This window comes from Anaerostipes amylophilus (assembly GCF_025567365.1).
GTDB lineage: Bacteria > Bacillota > Clostridia > Lachnospirales > Lachnospiraceae > Anaerostipes > Anaerostipes amylophilus.
Window position 1 is genome coordinate 1 of record NZ_JAOQJG010000006.1, and the last position, 18,600, is coordinate 18,600.

17 protein-coding genes, 1 tRNA gene and 2 pseudogenes are annotated in these 18,600 nt (G+C 35.6%); 18 read left to right on the plus strand and 2 right to left on the minus strand.

Annotated features, from left to right (window positions below; all coding sequences use genetic code 11):
• Nucleotides 1–91 precede the first annotated feature (91 nt).
• From OCV53_RS09280 to OCV53_RS09290, 3 genes are all read left to right on the plus strand, one after another.
• Nucleotides 92–163: transfer RNA gene (locus OCV53_RS09280), tRNA-Trp, on the plus strand.
• Nucleotides 164–399: 236 nt separating this feature from the next.
• The gene (locus OCV53_RS09285) at nt 400–1,089 is read left to right on the plus strand and encodes a C40 family peptidase (protein ID WP_055197821.1); all 690 of its coding nucleotides are present in this window, start codon (nt 400–402) and stop codon (nt 1,087–1,089) included.
• Nucleotides 1,090–1,106: 17 nt separating this feature from the next.
• Nucleotides 1,107–1,976: a radical SAM protein gene (locus OCV53_RS09290; protein WP_055197823.1), complete on the plus strand. Its 870-nt coding sequence runs from the start codon at nt 1,107–1,109 to the stop codon at nt 1,974–1,976.
• 74 nt (nt 1,977–2,050) lie between these two features.
• On the opposite strand, the gene OCV53_RS09295 is transcribed toward OCV53_RS09290, so the two are convergent.
• Nucleotides 2,051–2,860, minus strand: coding sequence for a histidinol-phosphatase HisJ family protein (locus OCV53_RS09295; RefSeq protein WP_055197824.1), 810 nt, complete (start codon nt 2,858–2,860; stop codon nt 2,051–2,053).
• A 219-nt stretch (nt 2,861–3,079) separates the two neighbouring features.
• Here OCV53_RS09295 and OCV53_RS09300 point away from each other — a divergent pair, with 219 nt between their 5' ends.
• From OCV53_RS09300 to OCV53_RS09320, 5 genes are all read left to right on the plus strand, one after another.
• Complete coding sequence (locus OCV53_RS09300) at nt 3,080–4,765, plus strand: Na/Pi cotransporter family protein (RefSeq protein WP_022374760.1); 1,686 nt, start codon at nt 3,080–3,082, stop codon at nt 4,763–4,765.
• A 221-nt stretch (nt 4,766–4,986) separates the two neighbouring features.
• The gene (gap, locus tag OCV53_RS09305) at nt 4,987–6,000 is read left to right on the plus strand and encodes a type I glyceraldehyde-3-phosphate dehydrogenase (protein WP_055197827.1); all 1,014 of its coding nucleotides are present in this window, start codon (nt 4,987–4,989) and stop codon (nt 5,998–6,000) included.
• Nucleotides 6,001–6,166: 166 nt separating this feature from the next.
• Nucleotides 6,167–7,372 (plus strand): phosphoglycerate kinase, encoded by a 1,206-nt coding sequence (locus OCV53_RS09310; protein WP_022374986.1) that lies wholly within the window; start codon nt 6,167–6,169, stop codon nt 7,370–7,372.
• Nucleotides 7,373–7,440: 68 nt separating this feature from the next.
• Nucleotides 7,441–8,187, plus strand: coding sequence for a triose-phosphate isomerase (gene tpiA, locus OCV53_RS09315; protein ID WP_022374987.1), 747 nt, complete (start codon nt 7,441–7,443; stop codon nt 8,185–8,187).
• Nucleotides 8,188–8,307: 120 nt separating this feature from the next.
• Nucleotides 8,308–9,498: a phosphopentomutase gene (locus tag OCV53_RS09320; protein WP_022374988.1), complete on the plus strand. Its 1,191-nt coding sequence runs from the start codon at nt 8,308–8,310 to the stop codon at nt 9,496–9,498.
• A gap of 103 nt (nt 9,499–9,601) precedes the next feature.
• Here OCV53_RS09320 and OCV53_RS09325 read toward each other — a convergent pair whose 3' ends face one another.
• Nucleotides 9,602–10,531, minus strand: coding sequence for an alpha/beta fold hydrolase (locus OCV53_RS09325; protein ID WP_022374989.1), 930 nt, complete (start codon nt 10,529–10,531; stop codon nt 9,602–9,604).
• A gap of 211 nt (nt 10,532–10,742) precedes the next feature.
• Between OCV53_RS09325 and gpmI the strand changes: the two genes are divergently transcribed.
• The 10 genes and pseudogenes from gpmI (at nt 10,743) to secG (ending at nt 18,578) form a co-directional block, all read left to right on the plus strand.
• Entirely contained in the window at nt 10,743–12,284 is a 1,542-nt protein-coding gene (gene gpmI, locus OCV53_RS09330) for a 2,3-bisphosphoglycerate-independent phosphoglycerate mutase (RefSeq protein WP_055197831.1), read from the plus strand.
• Nucleotides 12,285–12,471: 187 nt separating this feature from the next.
• Nucleotides 12,472–12,768: a hypothetical protein gene (locus OCV53_RS09335; protein WP_022374991.1), complete on the plus strand. Its 297-nt coding sequence runs from the start codon at nt 12,472–12,474 to the stop codon at nt 12,766–12,768.
• 210 nt (nt 12,769–12,978) lie between these two features.
• Nucleotides 12,979–14,310 (plus strand): MATE family efflux transporter, encoded by a 1,332-nt coding sequence (locus tag OCV53_RS09340; protein ID WP_055197833.1) that lies wholly within the window; start codon nt 12,979–12,981, stop codon nt 14,308–14,310.
• 189 nt (nt 14,311–14,499) lie between these two features.
• Nucleotides 14,500–14,658: an LbetaH domain-containing protein gene (locus tag OCV53_RS09345; protein WP_410075686.1), complete on the plus strand. Its 159-nt coding sequence runs from the start codon at nt 14,500–14,502 to the stop codon at nt 14,656–14,658.
• Between the two features lie 17 nt (nt 14,659–14,675).
• Nucleotides 14,676–14,786, plus strand: coding sequence for a nitroreductase family protein (locus OCV53_RS09350; RefSeq protein ID WP_022374994.1), 111 nt, complete (start codon nt 14,676–14,678; stop codon nt 14,784–14,786).
• Nucleotides 14,787–15,044: 258 nt separating this feature from the next.
• A complete protein-coding gene (locus tag OCV53_RS09355) occupies nt 15,045–15,857 on the plus strand; it encodes an aldo/keto reductase (protein WP_022374995.1) in 813 nt (270 codons plus the stop codon).
• A gap of 23 nt (nt 15,858–15,880) precedes the next feature.
• Nucleotides 15,881–16,104 (plus strand): annotated as a pseudogene (locus tag OCV53_RS12600) (AAA family ATPase).
• A pseudogene (locus tag OCV53_RS12605) lies at nt 16,079–16,405 on the plus strand (AAA family ATPase); the annotation flags it as partial. The pseudogenes OCV53_RS12600 and OCV53_RS12605, both read left to right, overlap by 26 nt.
• A gap of 537 nt (nt 16,406–16,942) precedes the next feature.
• The gene (gene eno / locus OCV53_RS09365) at nt 16,943–18,232 is read left to right on the plus strand and encodes a phosphopyruvate hydratase (RefSeq protein ID WP_055197842.1); all 1,290 of its coding nucleotides are present in this window, start codon (nt 16,943–16,945) and stop codon (nt 18,230–18,232) included.
• A 70-nt stretch (nt 18,233–18,302) separates the two neighbouring features.
• Complete coding sequence (gene secG / locus OCV53_RS09370; protein ID WP_055197844.1) at nt 18,303–18,578, plus strand: preprotein translocase subunit SecG; 276 nt, start codon at nt 18,303–18,305, stop codon at nt 18,576–18,578.
• The last annotated feature ends 22 nt before the right edge of the window (nt 18,579–18,600 follow it).

An 18,600-nucleotide genomic window follows, 5' to 3' on the forward strand; every position in this document is an offset into this window, starting at 1 on the left:
GGTCGAGGCTTTAACCAAAGAAGGCAGAGTGGAAGAGATGTGAATAGTTCTTGTATGTTGTTTTGAAGGTATATCCTTTACAATTTAATAAAGGGGCATAGTTTCAATGGTAAAACATCGGTCTCCAAAACCGCAGTTGGGAGTTCGAGTCTCTCTGCCCCTGTTATTGAAAGATAGATTAGATTTATGTCTAGTCTATTTTTTGTTTTATAAGAAGATAAATCTGAGCATCTTGCTTGCTAAGCAGGATCGCACTGCTTTCTTGAATATTTCAAAAAAACGTTATAAATATTACAGAAATATTACAAAAACACTTTACAAGAAATCAATAATATGCTAAGATTACAATAAATGTAACAGAAATGTAACAATTATAAAAATAGAATTGAGGCAATAATTATGATAAAAATAGTAAAGAAAATAACAATGATTGCGGCTATGACAGCCGTAATGTTAACAACAACGATTACCCCAACAATATCGACAACAACATCATCGACAACAACAGTTTTTGCAGCATCAGGATATAGTGGTAAAATATATAAACATTGGTGCAGAATGAGAAAATCAAAATCTAAAAAAGCAAAAACGATCAAAAAATTAAAAATAGGAACAAAAGTAACAGTTCTTTCCACGAGTGGAAGTTGGAGAAAGATCAAAGTTGGAGGAAAAACAGGATATGTACTAAAAAAATATGTATATATTAATACAAGAGCACCAAAACTAAAAGGAAGTACATATAATAAAGGTAAAACAGTAGCATCATTTGCACAACGATTTGTTGGGAACCCATATGTATGGGGAGGAACGAATCTGAATACTGGTGCAGACTGTTCAGGATTTGTAAAAAGTGTGTACAAATCATTTGGATATAATCTTCCAAGAAGTTCATCTTCTCAGAGAAGAGCAGGACGTAAAGTTTCATATAACAAAAAGCAGCCAGGAGATTTAATTTGCTATAATGGTCATGTTGCTATTTATATAGGTAAAGGAAAGATTGTTCATGCAAGTTCTAGGAAAACAGGAATCAAGATTTCTCCAAAAGCTAATTATCGAAAAGTACTTTCAGTAAGAAGAATTGTAAAATAAAAAAATCAGGAGAAAATATGAGATATGAAGGAATGATTTACAGACCGCCAAGTGAGGCATATAGTCTGATTGTACAGGTAACAATCGGCTGTAGCCAGAATCACTGTATTTTCTGTAATATGTTTAAAGAAAAAAGCTTTAGGATCAGAAAAGCAAAAGAAGTACTTGAAGATTTGCAAGATGCAAGGAATCAATACAGACATGTTGAGAAGATCTTTCTTGCAGATGGAGATGCATTGGTCTGTAAAACACAAGACTTAGAATCAATTCTTCATTTTATTCAAGGAAAATTTCCAGAATGCAGACAAGTAACCTTATATGGATCACCAAGAAGTATCTTAATGAAGGACCAAGAAGAATTGGACAAATTACAACGACTTGGAATATCTATGATTTATATGGGATTAGAATCAGGAAATGATAGTGTCCTTGCATATATGAAAAAAGGTGTGACAGCACAAGAGATGATCGAGGCTGCACATAAGGTAAAAAAGGCAGGAATCCGACTATCTGTTACGGCAATCTCAGGTTTGGGTGGCAGAAAGCTATGGAAGGATCATGCCAAAGATACAGGACTCGTTTTATCAGAAATGAAGCCAGATTATATAGGATTGCTCACGTTAATGATAGAAGAAGGTCTTCCGTTGGCAGATAAGATCAGAAGCGGAGAATTTGAACTTTTAAATCCATATGATATTTTGATCGAAACAAAAGAAATGATAAAATATCTGGATTGTCCAGGATGCCTTTTTAGATCAAATCATGCATCCAATTACGTAAATTTAAGAGGAACATTAAATCAGGATAAAGAAACAATGATTCATTTATTAGATGAAGCAATTAAGGGAAATATTCATATGAAATCAGAATGGATGAGAGCACTTTAAAATGGATCAAACAAAGTAAAAGAACGAAATTATAGGAATATCTTATAATTTCGTTCTTTTTGGTATTATGAAACTTATAATTTAATAAATTCGGGCTTTTTATTTCGAAAAATCGTATAATAACGAACTCCAAGAGAAGACAGAAAATCAGGCAATTTATGAAAATCATAAGCCATATGTTCAGGACAATGTCCGTCGGAACCGATGGTGATGATTTCGCCGCCAAGTTCGAGATATCTTTTTATAATATCATGATGAGGATTAGGATCATTCATGCCGTATTTAAGTCCAGCAGTATTCACTTCAATGCCTTTTCCATGATCGATGATAGTTTTTAAAATAGTATCTAGGAGATCAGAATAATCACTGTAATGAAATTCAAAAGAAGGATCTTTGATATAACGTGCTGCATAATCAATATGTCCATAGACACAATAATCATCAAAAGAAGAAACATTTTTTAAAATATCTTCAAAATAATGAGCAAGTCCTTTGCCGGCAGGGTAAGTTTCAAAATAAATTGCATCATAAGGATCCATAAAGTCAACAATATGAGTAGAACCAATAATGAAATCGAAAGGTTCATCCTTTACAAAATCAGAACATTTCTTTAGAGTTGTTGGCATTAATCCAAGTTCAACCCCATAATTGATTTCAATCTGATCCTTAAATTGTTCTTTCATTGTAAATAAATTTTCTTTATAAGACGGAAGATCCAAAAGAAAATCAAAATCATCAGGGTTATCGGGATAATCAATATCATGATGTTCTGTAAAACAAATGGTTTTAAGACCAAGAGAAATTGCCTTTTTGATCATATCTTCCATAGGACTTTCTGAATCGGAAGAAAAACTGGTATGTAAATGATAATCTGCAAGAATCATAAAAAACTCCTTTGTAAATAGTCAAAATAAACAAAAATTAATACTTTTATTATACACGTTATAATAGAAACATAAAGAAAAAATAAGATCTATGTAAAAAGTTCTTTAAATATAGGAGTATGTTTGTTAAAATTATTTATGTCGTACAAACGATAATATTATATATGTGGGAGATCCAATAAGGGGGATCTGTTAAAAACACAGGAGGAATCATAAAAAATGAATACACTAACACATGTCGGTAACCTGTTTGCGTTTATCGGCGGACTTGGAATGTTTCTGTATGGCATGGATATCATGGCATCAGGACTTCAAAAAACAGCAGGAAATAAAATGAGAGACCTGCTAGGATATCTGACCAATAATCGTATTCTGGGTGTTCTGGTAGGAGCATTGGTAACAGCAATCATTCAGAGTTCATCTGCAACTACAGTTATGGTTGTTGGTTTTGTAAATGCTGGTATCATGAACCTTACACAGGCGGCAGGAGTTATCATGGGTGCAAATGTTGGTACAACGATCACAGCATGGCTTGTATCAGCCAATGAGTGGGCAGGAGCACTGAAGCCAGATTTCTTTGCACCATTTATTTTAGGTATTGGAGCATTTATCATTACATTTTCTAACAAACAGAAGTTGACACAGAAAGCAGAGATTGCAGTTGGATTTGGTATCTTATTTATTGGATTATCATCTATGTCTTCATCCATCTCAGTCTATCAGGATAGTCCTATTTTTTATAAAGCATTTCAGGTATTAGGAAGTAATCCGATTCTTGGAATTTTAGTTGGGGCGGTTGTAACAGCGATCATTCAGAGTTCTTCAGCATCTGTTGGTATTTTACAGACATTAGCAATGAGAGGAATTGTAAACTGGAGATCAGCAATCTTTATTACTTTAGGACAGAATATTGGTACTTGTATCACTGCAATCTTATCAAGTGCAGGAGCGAATAAAACAGCAAAAAGAGCAGCGGTAATCCATTTAAGCTTCAATGTATTAGGAGCAGCAATCTATGGAGTGATCATGACGATCTTCTTTGGAATATTTCCAGATCTTGCAATGCAGCATATATCAAGTACACAGATTTCTATTTTCCACTCAATCTTTAATGTATCTGTAACGATATTGTTATTCCCATTTGCAAATGCATTGGTTAAATTATCAGGTATTATTATCCATGAAGATGTTGTGGAGGATGAAGAGGAAGAAGAACCGGAAGAGAAAGCATTACGTCACTTAGATCCACGTATTCTTGAAACACCAGCATTTGCTGTAGAGAATGCTGTAAAAGAAGTTGTGCGTATGGGTGAAATTGTTTTAAAGAACTTAAATCGTGTCACAAAAGAAGCAATGCGAGGGGAAGAACCAAGGCAGAGTAAGATCGATAAAGTTCACAATGACGAACAGGTGATCAATCATTTAGAGCCAATGATCACAGAATATTTGGTTAAGATCAGTCATCTGGCAATCACGGAAAAAGAAATGAAAGTTGTTAATAATCTATTTGATTCGATCACGGACATTGAACGTTCCGGAGATCATGTGGAAAATATGGCTGGATATCTGCAGCATATCAAAGATATGAAAGAAAGTATTTCAGAAGATGCAGCATATGAGCTTAGAAATATGAATAATCTTGTAAAATCAGCATTTGAATCAGCAATCCGTGCGATTGAATTTGATGATACAAAAGAGGCAAAAGAAACTCTTTCTTATGCGGCAGATGTGTATTATACAAGAAAAACGATCAGGAAAAGACATATCCAACGTATGAAAGATGGAGAATGTTCACCAGATGTAGGAGTATATTTCCTTGATATCATTTCCAGTATGGAAAGAATTGCGGGATATGCATTTACGATCGCCAGATATATTTTAAGTCAGAATGACGAAGAAGAATAATGAAATTTCAGGAAAATTGGTATTTATTCATTGTGCTAAAGAAACAATATCAAAATTTGGTAAAATTGTACAAGGACGTTTTATTGTATACATGATAAAAATACTAAATTTCCCTTGAATTTTTTGTCGGTATTGTTTAAAATAAGAAAGAAGTTTGTCAATAGATTAACAGATTGACAAATCCATCAAATTAATTAATCAAGACTTAGGAGGAATTTGAGATGGCAGTTAAAGTAGCAATTAATGGATTTGGACGTATTGGACGTCTTGCATTCAGACAGATGTTCGGAGCAGAAGGATATGAAGTTGTAGCAATCAACGATTTAACATCTCCAAAGATGCTTGCACACTTATTAAAATATGATTCTTCACAGGGAACATATGCATTAGCTGACAAAGTAGAAGCTGGAGAAAACTCTATCACAGTTGATGGAAAAGAAATCACAATCTACGCTGAAGCTGATGCTAAGAACCTTCCATGGGGAGAACTTGGAGTAGACGTAGTACTTGAATGTACAGGATTCTACACATCTAAAGAAAAAGCATCTGCTCATATCGAAGCAGGAGCAAGAAAGGTTGTTATCTCTGCACCAGCAGGAAACGATCTTCCAACAATCGTTTACAATGTAAACCATGAAGAATTAAAAGCAGAGGATACAGTTATTTCTGCTGCATCTTGTACAACAAACTGCTTAGCACCTATGGCTAAAGCTCTTAATGATCTTGCAGCAATCAAATCTGGAATCATGTGCACAATCCATGCTTACACAGGAGATCAGATGACTCTTGACGGACCTCAGAGAAAAGGTGACTTAAGAAGATCTCGTGCAGCAGCAGTTAACATCGTACCTAACTCTACAGGTGCTGCTAAAGCAATCGGACTTGTTATTCCAGAATTAAACGGAAAATTAATCGGATCTGCTCAGCGTGTTCCAACTCCTACAGGATCTACAACAATCTTAACAGCAGTTGTTGAAGGAAATGTAACAGTTGATGAAGTAAACGCAGCTATGAAAGCAGCTCAGACAGAATCTTTCGGATATAACACAGACGAAATCGTATCTAGCGATATCGTAGGAATGAGATATGGTTCTTTATTCGATGCTACACAGACAATGGTTCTTCCATTAGAGAATGGAACAACAGAGGTTCAGGTTGTATCTTGGTATGACAATGAAAACTCTTACACAAGCCAGATGGTAAGAACAATCAAATACTTTGCTGAATTAGCTTAATTTGATATTTGAATGAGGATAGGCCTGTAATTAATTATACAGTGTGATAAGACTCAAACAAGGGTCCGGTCTTTGGGGACCGGGCCCTATTTTTAAATTAAAACTAAAAGCCCTAATTAAATAAGAGATGCCTTATGGCATACAATCTTAGGAGGAAAAACGAAACATGTTAAACAAAAAATCTGTAGATGACATTAATGTAGCTGGAAAGAGAGTCCTAGTACGTTGTGACTTTAACGTACCTTTAAAAGACGGACAGATTACAGATGAAAATCGTCTGGTTGCAGCACTTCCAACAATCAAGAAACTGATTGCTGATGGTGGAAAAGTAATCCTTTGCTCTCATTTAGGTAAACCTAAAGGAGAACCAAAACCGGAATTATCTTTAGCACCAGTAGCAGTACGTTTAAGCGAACTGTTAGGACAGGAAGTTAAATTTGCAGCAGATGACAATGTTGTCGGAGATAATGCAAAAGCAGCAGTAGCTGCTATGAAAGATGGAGAAGTAGTACTTCTTCAGAATACTCGTTACAGAGCAGAAGAAACTAAAAATGGTGAAGCATTCAGTAAAGAACTTGCAGATCTTTGTGATGTATTTGTAAACGATGCGTTTGGTACAGCTCATAGAGCACATTGCTCAAACGTTGGTGTAACAGAATATGTTGATACAGCCGTTGTAGGATATTTAATGCAGAAAGAGATCGATTTCTTAGGAAATGCGGTTAATAATCCAGAAAGACCTATGGTAGCCATCTTAGGTGGAGCGAAAGTTGCTGACAAATTAAAAGTAATTGATAACTTACTTGAAAAATGCGATACACTGATCATCGGTGGAGGAATGGCTTATACATTCTTAAAAGCACAGGGTTATGAAGTTGGTAATTCATTAGTAGACGATGAAAAGATCGACTACTGTAAAGAAATGATGGCAAAAGCAGAGAAATTAGGAAAGAATTTATATCTTCCAATCGATACAACAGTGGCAGATGGATTCCCTAATCCAATCGATGCTGAGATTGAAGTATCTGTAGTACCATTTGATGCAATTCCAGCAGATAAAGAAGGTCTTGATATCGGTACAGCTACATGCGAAAAATTCGCAGAAGCAGTAAAATCTGCTAAAACAGTTGTATGGAACGGACCAATGGGAGTATTTGAAAATCCTATCCTTGCAAAAGGAACAATTGCCGTTGCTCAGGCTTTAGCTGATACAGATGCAACAACAATTATCGGTGGAGGAGACTCTGCAGCAGCTGTTAACCAGTTAGGATTCGCAGACAAGATGACACACATCTCTACAGGTGGTGGAGCTTCTCTTGAATTCTTAGAAGGAAAAGACCTTCCAGGTGTAGTAGCAGCCGACGATAAATAATCGTTGTAGATATTAAATTTTTTAAATAATTTTTAAACAATATATCAAGAAAGAAGGATATAAGTCTTATGCGTAAAACAATCGTAGCAGGAAACTGGAAAATGAACAAAACTCCTAGCGAGGCAAAAGCATTAATCGAAGAATTAAAACCATTAGTAGCAAGTGAAACTTCTGATGTAGTATTCTGTGTACCAGCAATCGACATTCCAGCAGCAATCGAAGCTGCTAAAGGAAGCAATATTGCAATCGGTGCTGAGAATATGTACTTTGAAGAAAGTGGAGCTTACACAGGAGAAATCGCTCCTAATATGTTAACAGATCTTGGAGTAAAATATGTTATTCTTGGACATTCTGAAAGAAGAGAGTACTTTGCTGAAACAGATGAAACTGTTAACAAAAAAGTATTAAAAGCTTTTGAACATGGAATTACACCAATCGTTTGCTGTGGTGAAACTCTTGCTCAGAGAGAACAGGGAGTTACAATTGACTTCGTTCGCCAGCAGATCAAGATTGCATTCCAGGGAGTAAGTGCTGACCAGGCTAAGACTGCAGTTATCGCTTATGAGCCAATCTGGGCTATTGGAACTGGTAAAGTTGCAACAACAGAACAGGCTCAGGAAGTTTGCGCAGCAATCCGTGCATGTATCGCAGAAGTATATGATGAAGCTACAGCAGAAGCAATCCGCATTCAGTATGGTGGATCTGTATCTGCAGCTAGTGCACCAGAATTATTTGCACAGCCAGATATTGACGGTGGATTAGTTGGTGGAGCATCATTAAAACCAGACTTTGGTAAAATCGTAAACTATAAATAATTTTGATTAATTAAATGATGGGTCCCTCGGGTATTGAATATCCGAGGGATTTTTTCTTTTTAAAATACTAGAAGGAATTAGTAAATCAGTCTATAATAAAAGAAAAAGGAGGAATGTAATATGGAAAGATATAAAAGAATTTTTGTCATCGTTTTAGACTCCTTAGGAATCGGAGAGATGCCGGATGCAGCTAGATTTGGAGATTATGATGTAGATACTTTTGGTCATATTTGTGATACAGTAGGAACCTTAAACATTCCAAACTTAAAGAAACTAGGAATGCTGAATCTTCATCCAGTCAAAGAAATGGAAGAAGCGAAAAATCCAATGGCCTATTATGCTAGATTAAAAGAAAGCAGTAACGGAAAAGACACCATGACTGGCCATTGGGAGATGATGGGCCTAAAGATTGAGAAACCATTTCTTACCTTTACAGATACAGGATTTCCACCAGAATTGATTCGCGAATTAGAAGAAAAATGCGGAAAGAAAGTCATAGGAAATAAATGTGCCAGTGGGACGCAGATTCTGGATGAATTAGGTGAAGAAGAGATCAAAAATGGTTCCATGATTGTGTATACATCTGCAGATTCCGTGATGCAGATCTGTGGAAATGAAGAAACCTTTGATCTTGCCAATCTCTATCGATGCTGTGAGATTGCGAGAGAACTTACAATGAAAAATGAATGGAAAGTCGGAAGAATCATAGCAAGACCATATGTTGGAAAGAAGAAAGGTGAATTTGTAAGAACCAGCAACCGAAGAGATTATGCTTTAAAACCATTTTCAAGAACTGCGTTGAGTGCATTAAAAGATGAGGGATTTGATGTGATTTCTGTCGGAAAGATCAATGATATATTCTGCGGAGAAGGAATCACAAAAGCATATCATTCTGAGAGTTCTGTCCATGGAATGGAGCAGACCGTAGATGTATGTAAAGAAGATTTCCACGGATTATGCTTTACAAATCTGGTAGACTTTGACACTCTTTGGGGACATCGAAGAAACCCGGTTGGGTATGCAAAAGAGATTGAAAAATTTGATGTTGGTTTAGGAAATCTTTTAGAAGTTTTAAAAGAAGATGATTTACTGATCATCACTGCAGATCATGGAAATGATCCAACTTATATAGGAACAGATCATACAAGAGAATATACACCATTTATTGCATACTCAAAATCTTTAAAAAGCAGCGGAAAATTAGAAGATCAAGATACCTTTGCAGTGATTGGAGCAACAGTTACTGATAACTTTGGAATCAAGATGCCAGAAGGAACGATTGGAACATCATTATTGGATAAATTAAAATAATTACAAAAAAGTACCACAGGAGTATAAAATTTCTGTGGTACTTTTGTTATGATTTAAAGATATAAAAAATTCCTTTATCTTTTACGAAATTATAATGAGAAAATTATTCATTCAAAACTGAATCCATAAAGGAAACAATTCCAGCCTCTACCTCATCCTTCAGATCATCATAATTATGAATCTCATGACGATATCCAGAATAAACACGAGTTTTTACGTTATGTCCGGTATCAACAAGCCAGTTAGAAACTTCATAGATACCCTTTCCATATTCACCAACAGGATCCTGATCTCCGCCAATATTATAAATTGGAAGATCAGAAGGAACCTTACTTGCCCATTCCGTACCAGTGATTGCTTTCATCATTTGGACAAAATAAAGCAGAGACTGGTTGGTTGTTGGTTTTGTAAATGCATCAAATGGATCTTCAGCATGATCTTTCTGAACATAAGGATCAGAACAGATCCATTCATTTCCAATGGAAACATTACCACAACGCTCGCACATCCACCCCATCAGATCAGTTGTAAAGGAAGGATCAGACTCTTTTCCTTTTCCTTCAGCAACAGCAGCCAACAGAGCAGTTTCAGCTTCTGTAGCACCGCGGAAATGTCCGGTTGTACCACAGATTGTAATTCCTGCAAGCTCTTCCCCATATTTCGCAGCAAAATCTCGAGTAATAAAGGATCCCATGCTATGTCCGAATAGAAAATAAGGAAGATCAGGATACATTTCATTGACGATCTCTTTTAACTTATGCTCATCTTCCATCATCGTATGGAAACCAGCATCACCCCAGTCACCCCAGGTGTTGTTATACATGGCAGTTTTTCCATGGCCAACATGGTCATCTGCCGCAACGATATACCCAGCATCCATAAATTTCACGATCATATGGAAATAACGGCGAGAATGTTCTCCGAATCCATGGATTACCTGTACAATTCCTTTTGGTTTGCAGGCAGGTACATAAACCCATCCCTGCACTTCATCACGATCATTAAAGGAATGAAAACTAATTTCATGAAGCATACTAAGCACCTCCGAATCTGTAAAAACTAATATGTAATGAAAATGAACAAACATATCAGCTATATAAAATTGTATCTGAATCCATTATACTCCGAATAAGAATGTTCGTCTATAAATACAAACATATAATAGTTGAATTTCAAGAAGAAAATCGTTATAATATTAACGGACATAAAATAAGATTAATTTTTGGGAAATGAAGGAGAAAATAATGAGTAAAAAACCAACAGTCCTGATGATTTTAGATGGATATGGATTAAACGAAAACAAAGAAGCAAATGCAGTAGCAGAAGCAAAGACTCCTGTAATGGATAAATTAATGAAAGAATACCCATTCGTAAAAGGAAACGCATCCGGAATGGCAGTCGGACTTCCAGAAGGTCAGATGGGTAATTCTGAAGTAGGACATATGAATATGGGTGCAGGACGCATCGTATATCAGGAATTAACAAGAATCACAAAAGAGATCCAGGATGGAGATTTCTTTAAGAACGAAGCAATGTTAGAAGCAATTGAAAACTGCAAGAAGAACAATTCTGCATTACATTGCTTTGGATTATTATCAGATGGTGGAGTACACAGCCACAATACACATTTATATGGTGTTCTTGAAATGGCTAAGAGAAATGGTTTAGAGAATGTATACGTTCATTTATTCTTAGACGGACGTGATACAGCTCCAACATCAGGAAAAGGATTTATCGAAGAATTATTAGCAAAGATGGACGAGATCGGAGTAGGTAAAGTAGCATCTATCTCTGGACGTTACTATGCAATGGACCGTGACAATCGTTGGGATCGTGTACAGAAAGCATACAATGCAATCGTTATGGGACAGGGAAATGAAGCAGATAATGCAATCGATGCAATCGATGCATCTTATAAAGAAGACGTTACAGACGAATTCGTAGTACCAACAGTTATCATGGAAAATGGTACACCAGTTGCAACATTAAAAGAAAATGATTCCGTAATCTTCTATAACTTCAGACCAGACCGTGCAAGAGAGATCACACGTTCTATCTGTGATGATAAATTTGACAGTTTTGATCGTCCAAACGGATATTTCAAGACAACATTCGTATGCTTCACAGAATATGATGTAACAATCCCTAACAAATTAGTGGCATTCCATAAAGTAGAGATTAAGAATACATTCGGAGAATTCCTTGCAAAACACGGATTAAAACAGTTAAGATTAGCTGAGACAGAGAAATACGCTCATGTAACATTCTTCTTTAACGGTGGAGTTGAAGAACCAAATGAAGGAGAAGACAGAATCTTAGTAAAATCTCCAGCAGTCGCAACATATGACCTTCAGCCAGAGATGAGTGCTCCAGAAGTTGGTGCAAAACTTGTAGAGGCAATCAAATCTGACAAATATGATGTGATCATTATGAACTTTGCAAACAGCGATATGGTAGGACATACAGGAATCGAAGAAGCAGCGATCAAAGCCGTAGAAGCAGTTGACAAATGCGTTGGAGATGCTGTAGAAGCGATCAAAGAAGTAAACGGACAGATGTTCATCTGTGCTGACCACGGAAATGCTGAACAGTTAAAAGACTACGAAACAGGAGCTCCATTTACAGCACATACAACAAATCCAGTACCATTTATCCTTGTAAATGCAGAAGAAGGATTAAAATTAAGAGAAGGTGGATGCTTAGCTGATATCGTACCTACATTAATCGAGTTAATGGGAATGGAACAGCCAGCAGAAATGACAGGAAAATCCCTGATCGTAAAATAAGATCTTCTTAAAGACTTCTTGAAAGAAGCAAGATAAGAGGATATAATAAGAATAACAGCAAAGGCGCTTGTGAGAAATCACAGGCGCCTTTTTGAAGTTCAAGTAAATATATAGATTGTTTAAGCATTATAAAAAATGCTATAATGATAATCAAGTAAGAAGAGTCGTCAGAGAGGAGTGAAACATTATGGATGTATACGAAAAATTAGAAGAATTACAGGAAAAAGCTCTGCATGATGAAACAATGAAACAGGCTTTATTAGCAACAAGAACAGAAAAGGAACCAATCATTGCTTTTTGTAAGAAATGCCAGGAGTTTGGTTATGAGATCTATCCAATGGAATTGATCAACGCAGGAGAAGAATTTTATGCAACAATGCGAAGAAGTACGAATGGTGGCGGAGAGAATTCTCCAAAACTAAGCGGTGAAGATGATATGTATGAACTGTTTATGGTAGCAATCGAGAGAGGAACACAGTTTTAAATAATAACAACTTTGCAACTTGACGAAACATCAAAAATCTGTTAGAATACCACACAGTGTAAAAATTAGATATGATAGGGTGTTGTAATGATAGTATTACAATGCTACGGTTCGGACATCCATAATCCATTATATATTTTAAGGATTATGGATGTTTTTTGCCGTTGAAACAAATAAAATGGTATCAATCGAAAGGAGATTTAAAAATTTATGGAAAATTATTTATTTGAAAAAATGCCGGTACCAAAGGCATATATGAAACTGGCCTTACCAGTTGTATTAAGTATGATCGTATCACTTGTATACAACATGATAGATACTTATTTTATCGCACTGACTGGTGTACAGGAACTGGTCGCTGGAGTATCACTCGTAGCGCCAATGTTTACCTTAATGATCGCATTTGGAGATATCTTTGGCCTTGGTGGAAGTTCTGTGATTTCAAGATTATTAGGAGAGAAGAAAGATAATGAAGCCAAGAAAACATGTGCGTTCTGTATCTGGGTTTCTCTTGTATTTGGATTATGCATCAGTGTGATCTTATTATTATTCCGCACACAGATTCTTGGATTATTAGGAGTCAGCAAGGTTACATATGAATATGCCAATGCCTATTACACATGGATCGCGATCGGAGCAGTATCCATCATTTTCAGTATGGTGCCAAGCAACATTCTAAGAACGGAAGGATTGGCAGTCCAGTCAATGGCAGGATCTATTATTGGCTCCATTGTAAATATCATCTTTGATCCAATCTTTATCTTTGGATTAAATCAAGGGGCAGCAGGAGCAGCGATGGCAACAGTTCTTGGAAATATCATTGCGGATATTTACTATGTCTATGCAGTGATCAAGAAATCAAAGAGACTGACATGTTCCCCATCCCATATGAAGATTACAGGAAGAAGAGTCAAAGATATCTTAATGATCGGAATTCCAGCATCGATCACAAATATCATGCAGACCTTTATGATGGTCATGACAAATAATTTTTTACTCCTATATGGAACAGACAAAGTTGCAGCCATGGGAATCGCATTAAAGGTTAATATGATCACAGCCTTAGTACTCGTAGGATTTGCATTCGGAGGACAGCCGCTAGTTGGATATAATTATGGAGCGAAAAATGAAAAAAGATTAAAAAATATCTTGAAATTTTCTTATCTTTTTGAAATTGGATTAGGATTATTATTTACGATCATCATGTGCATTTTCGCACCACAGATCATCAAAGTATTTATGGATAAACCAGATATCATAACAAATGGAGCTATGATGTTAAGATTCCAACAGATGGGAATGATATTTATGTCAGTTACCTTGATTTCAACTTGTGTGTGTCAGGCAGTGGGAAATGCAGGAGGAGCTTTTGTACTGTCCATTAGCAGACAGGGAGTGATCTATGTATTGGCACTTTTGATCATGTCAAATGTATTTGGATATACAGGAGTTTTGGTATCACAGGCATGCTCAGATGTGGTAACAGCATTGATCGCAGTGGGGATTATGTTAAGGATTATGAAAAAACTTATAAAGAAGTAAAAAATATAAATCAACAGATGATTTTGTCAGACTTATTACTAACTTGTATTATTCATACTTTTATGATAGGATAAAAAAGCATTTGTGTAGTTTTGTGAAGTAGAAAGAAGTTTGAATACAAATGATAAAGCATAAGTTTTTTCAAAATAAAAAAATATGGATTGTTTCAGTGATGGAACTGATCATTTTTTGACAAATTACAATGTCACAATTCTTCCAGGTGTTACCATTGGCAATAATGTTGTGGTCGCAGCAGGTGCGGTAGTAACAAAAGATGTACTGGATAATTGTGTGATCGGTGGTATTCCGGCAAAAAAAATAAAAGATATTGAGAATGATATTTTATGACATAAAGGAGAATATATATGAATAGTATTTTTCATCATGTAAGTATAAGAAAATATAAAAATCAGCCAGTAGAAAAAGAGAAAATTCTTCGGATATTAAAAGCTGGTATGCAGTCCCCAAGTGCATGAAATCAGCAACCATGGGAATTTTATGTAGTAACAAATAAAGAAAAGAGGAAGCATTAGACAACAACAGGTAAGGCTGGCAGCATGGCGAAGGACATTATGGATCGACATGGACAGTATAAAGATCCATATACTAGAATTTAAGAGAAAACATAGAATATCTGGAGAAAGAAATTCAAAATCTTGAAGAAAGGTACAAAATAAGCGATAATAACTTTGAAGAAAAGTACATTTCATGCTATAGAAAGGAGCAAGACAATAATGTTTAGACTAAACAACGAAACACAAATTCCAGAAATCGGATTGGGTGTCTATAAAATGGAAGCCGGAAAAGAAATGAACGATGCAGTCAAATATGCTTATCAAAGTGGATACCGCCTATACGACACCGCACAGATGTATAAAAATGAACAGGCATTAGGAGATGCCTTAAAAGAAAATAAAATTCCAAGAGAAGATATCTTTCTGATTAGCAAAGTTAATAATTGTAACCAAGGTTATGAAAAAACAATCAGCAGTTTTAAAGAATCCTTACAAAAGTTGCAGACAGAATATCTTGATGCATTTTTAGTACATTGGCCAGGACAAGACAAAGCTAGAATGCTTGATACATGGAAAGCAATGGAACATCTATACAAAAAAGGCAAGGTAAAAAGTATCGGTGTCTGCAACTTTGAAATCAGTCAGTTAACTTATCTTTTAGAACACTGTGAGATCAAACCAATGATCGATCAGGTAGAACATACACCGCTCATGCACGATGAAAAACTGATTAGTTTCTGTAAAGAAAACAATATTCAGATCATGTCATGGGGACCTTTATTAAGAGGAAATCTTGAGAACAAAAAGATGGAGGAAATCGCAGAAAAATATAATAAAACAACTGCACAATTATTGTTAAGATGGAATATTCAGCAGGGAATCATCCCAATTCCAAAATCCAAAAATGAGCAGAGATTACAGCAGAATATTGATGTTTTTGATTTTGAGATTACAAAAGAAGATATGGAAGAGTTAAATCATATGAATGAAAATCACAGGACAAGTTTTGATCCGTTGACATTTGATTTCTAACATTTCGTGGAGGTTTATTTTATATGGTAAATACTTTAAAACTGCCAGTAGGAATCGATAGTTTTGAAAAAATCAGAAAGAATCAATTTTATTATATCGATAAGACAAAGCTTATAGAACAGTTAGTGGAAACAGGTGGAGAGGTGACTCTTTTTACACGCCACGTCGTTTCGGTAAGACCTTAAATATGAGTATGTTACGCTCTTTTTTTGAAATAGGTGCTGACGAATCATTATTTGAAAGTTAAAGAGTGGTATGACGGTTATCATTTTGGAAACACTGATATATATTGTCCATGGGATGTAATTCAATATTGTAAAAGTTTATATTTAGATGCTGCTGCTAAACCACAGGATTTCTGGTCCAACTCAAGTGGTAATGCTATCGTTCGCAGATTTATAGATAAGGCTGATATATCAATGAAAAATGAGATAGAATGTCTGATAGCAGGAGAGAGTATTGAGAAAGATGTTGTACCAGAACTTACCTATGATGAGCTTGATAAAAGCATAGAAAATTTGTGGAGTGTGCTTTTTACGACAGGATGGTATGAAAAATTTTATCAAGTATGGAGTTGCATGTTTCAAGAAGGTATGCAAGGTTGTGGTTGAGGGATGATTTTTAATTTGCTGGTTTGATGACGGAAGTTATTGGTGGAATATTATAAAAATTAATCAGCATAATGCTTTCTGAATTTCTGAAAATTCTTCCCACCCTGATATGCAAAAAATAAGAAAAGTACTGCCTGTAATCCTCTTTCAATAGGAGAATGGAGTGTTGGAAAAATAGCAACAATAAATAAAATCCAACAAAGAATACTGATGATTAAATACTTATAGTGTGTTTTAGATTTCAAGTTTGTTCACCTACCACGTGATTGTGCAAATATAATTATTATGTCAAAAAGGATAATACATCTGCTAAAATGATAAGTCAATAGTTAGTATGATTTTTTTACTAAAAATATATTACTAAAAGATTATTTTGAACATGAAATTAATATTATTTTAAATGCATATGTATAAAAACATCCAATCAAGGAAATAATACAACTATTATTTTCAGAAAGAAGGATGTGACAAAAATTGAAAAATCGTTTATGCATTGAAAACGTTATCGGAAGGGAAGTCTTAGATTCCAGAGGAAATCCAACGGTAGAAGTCGATGTGCTTTTAGAAAATGGAGCCTTGGGAAGAGCGATCGTTCCTTCTGGTGCTTCCACAGGGAAATACGAAGCGTTGGAGCTAAGAGACCGTGAAAAAAGATACCGCGGATTGGGAGTCGAAACGGCAGTGAACCATGTCAATCACAAGATTGCAGACCGTCTGATCGGCAAAAATGCACTTAATCAGATTGAAATTGACCAAATCATGTTGGAAGCAGACGGCACACCAAACAAAGAGAGATTTGGAGCAAACGCAATCCTTGGAGCATCTCTTGCAACCGCCAAGGCAGCAGCCAGCGGGCTAAGTATTCCGTTATATCAATATCTTGGAGGTAGTTTTGCATCCAGACTTCCAATACCAATGATGAACATATTAAATGGAGGAAAACACGCAGATAACACCGTCGATTTTCAGGAATTTATGATCGCACCAGTAGGAGCAGATTCTTTCAAAGATGCACTGATGATGGGAACCGACGTGTATCATACATTAAAATATATTTTGAAAAAAAATCATTTGAATACAGGGGTTGGGGATGAAGGAGGTTTTGCTCCAAATCTAGAAAGCTCTGAACAGGCATTAGACCTTTTGGTTCAGGCAATTGAACAGGCAGGGTATAAAACAAAAGAAGAGATCGCGATTGCGATGGATTGTGCAGCATCAGAAATCTATAATGAAGATGAGAAAATCTATCATTTTATGGGAGAAAGTATGATGGCAGGCAAAGAAATTAGAAGAAATTCAGAAGAAATGGTGCAATATTATGAAAAGTTGGTGGAAGATTATCCGATTTTTTCAATCGAAGATGGATTAAATGAGGAAGATATGCCAGGTTGGAAGGTATTAACCTATCGTCTTGGAGAGAAAATTTTATTAGTAGGAGACGATTTATTTGTAACAAATGTTATGCGTTTAAAAGAAGGAATCGAAGAGGATATCGCAAACAGTATTCTGATCAAGCCAAATCAGATCGGAACATTGACAGAGACGTTAGATGCCATTGAAACAGCTGCAAAATCAGGCTACAAAACGATCATTTCCCACAGATCAGGTGAAAGTGAAGACACAACGATCGCAGATATCGTAGTTGCAACGAATGCTGGTCTGATCAAGACAGGAGCGCCATGCAGATCTGATCGAACATCAAAATACAATCGTTTATTACGCATTGAAGAAGAACTTGGAAGTTGCAAAAAATATGGTTTTTAAAAGGATAAAAATGTAAAAACTATGGAAAGTATTGCTGTTTTTCTTGCAAGTTTGATATGTCTATGTTAGAATAAATCTCAGTGAATGGAAATATATTAGGAGGCATATTGTGAAAACAGCATTAACTGTAATTTTTATTATAGCATCAATTTTATTAATCATATTAGTATTAATGCAAGAAGGAAAAGAAGCGGGATTAGGTTCTTTAACTGGTGCAGCAGACAGCGGAACATACTGGAGCAAGAACAAAGGTCGTTCTAAGGAAGGAACACTGATCAAAGTGACAACATTCTTTACGATCGTATTTTTCGTAACAGCAGCAATCCTTTGCTCAAGATTTATTTAGAGAAAAGATAAGCACTTCTTAA

Excerpts from the sequence above, each read along its gene's own strand:
- OCV53_RS09285 (WP_055197821.1), top strand. The coding sequence starts at position 400 with ATGATAAAAATAGTAAAGAAAATAACAATGATTGCGGCTATGACAGCC.
- OCV53_RS09290 (WP_055197823.1), top strand. The coding sequence starts at position 1,107 with ATGAGATATGAAGGAATGATTTACAGACCGCCAAGTGAGGCATATAGT.
- OCV53_RS09295 (WP_055197824.1), bottom strand. The coding sequence starts at position 2,860 with ATGATTCTTGCAGATTATCATTTACATACCAGTTTTTCTTCCGATTCA.
- OCV53_RS09300 (WP_022374760.1), top strand. The coding sequence starts at position 3,080 with ATGAATACACTAACACATGTCGGTAACCTGTTTGCGTTTATCGGCGGA.
- gap (WP_055197827.1), top strand. The coding sequence starts at position 4,987 with ATGGCAGTTAAAGTAGCAATTAATGGATTTGGACGTATTGGACGTCTT.
- OCV53_RS09310 (WP_022374986.1), top strand. The coding sequence starts at position 6,167 with ATGTTAAACAAAAAATCTGTAGATGACATTAATGTAGCTGGAAAGAGA.
- tpiA (WP_022374987.1), top strand. The coding sequence starts at position 7,441 with ATGCGTAAAACAATCGTAGCAGGAAACTGGAAAATGAACAAAACTCCT.
- OCV53_RS09320 (WP_022374988.1), top strand. The coding sequence starts at position 8,308 with ATGGAAAGATATAAAAGAATTTTTGTCATCGTTTTAGACTCCTTAGGA.
- OCV53_RS09325 (WP_022374989.1), bottom strand. The coding sequence starts at position 10,531 with ATGCTTCATGAAATTAGTTTTCATTCCTTTAATGATCGTGATGAAGTG.
- gpmI (WP_055197831.1), top strand. The coding sequence starts at position 10,743 with ATGAGTAAAAAACCAACAGTCCTGATGATTTTAGATGGATATGGATTA.
- OCV53_RS09335 (WP_022374991.1), top strand. The coding sequence starts at position 12,472 with ATGGATGTATACGAAAAATTAGAAGAATTACAGGAAAAAGCTCTGCAT.
- OCV53_RS09340 (WP_055197833.1), top strand. The coding sequence starts at position 12,979 with ATGGAAAATTATTTATTTGAAAAAATGCCGGTACCAAAGGCATATATG.
- OCV53_RS09350 (WP_022374994.1), top strand. The coding sequence starts at position 14,676 with ATGAATAGTATTTTTCATCATGTAAGTATAAGAAAATATAAAAATCAG.
- OCV53_RS09355 (WP_022374995.1), top strand. The coding sequence starts at position 15,045 with ATGTTTAGACTAAACAACGAAACACAAATTCCAGAAATCGGATTGGGT.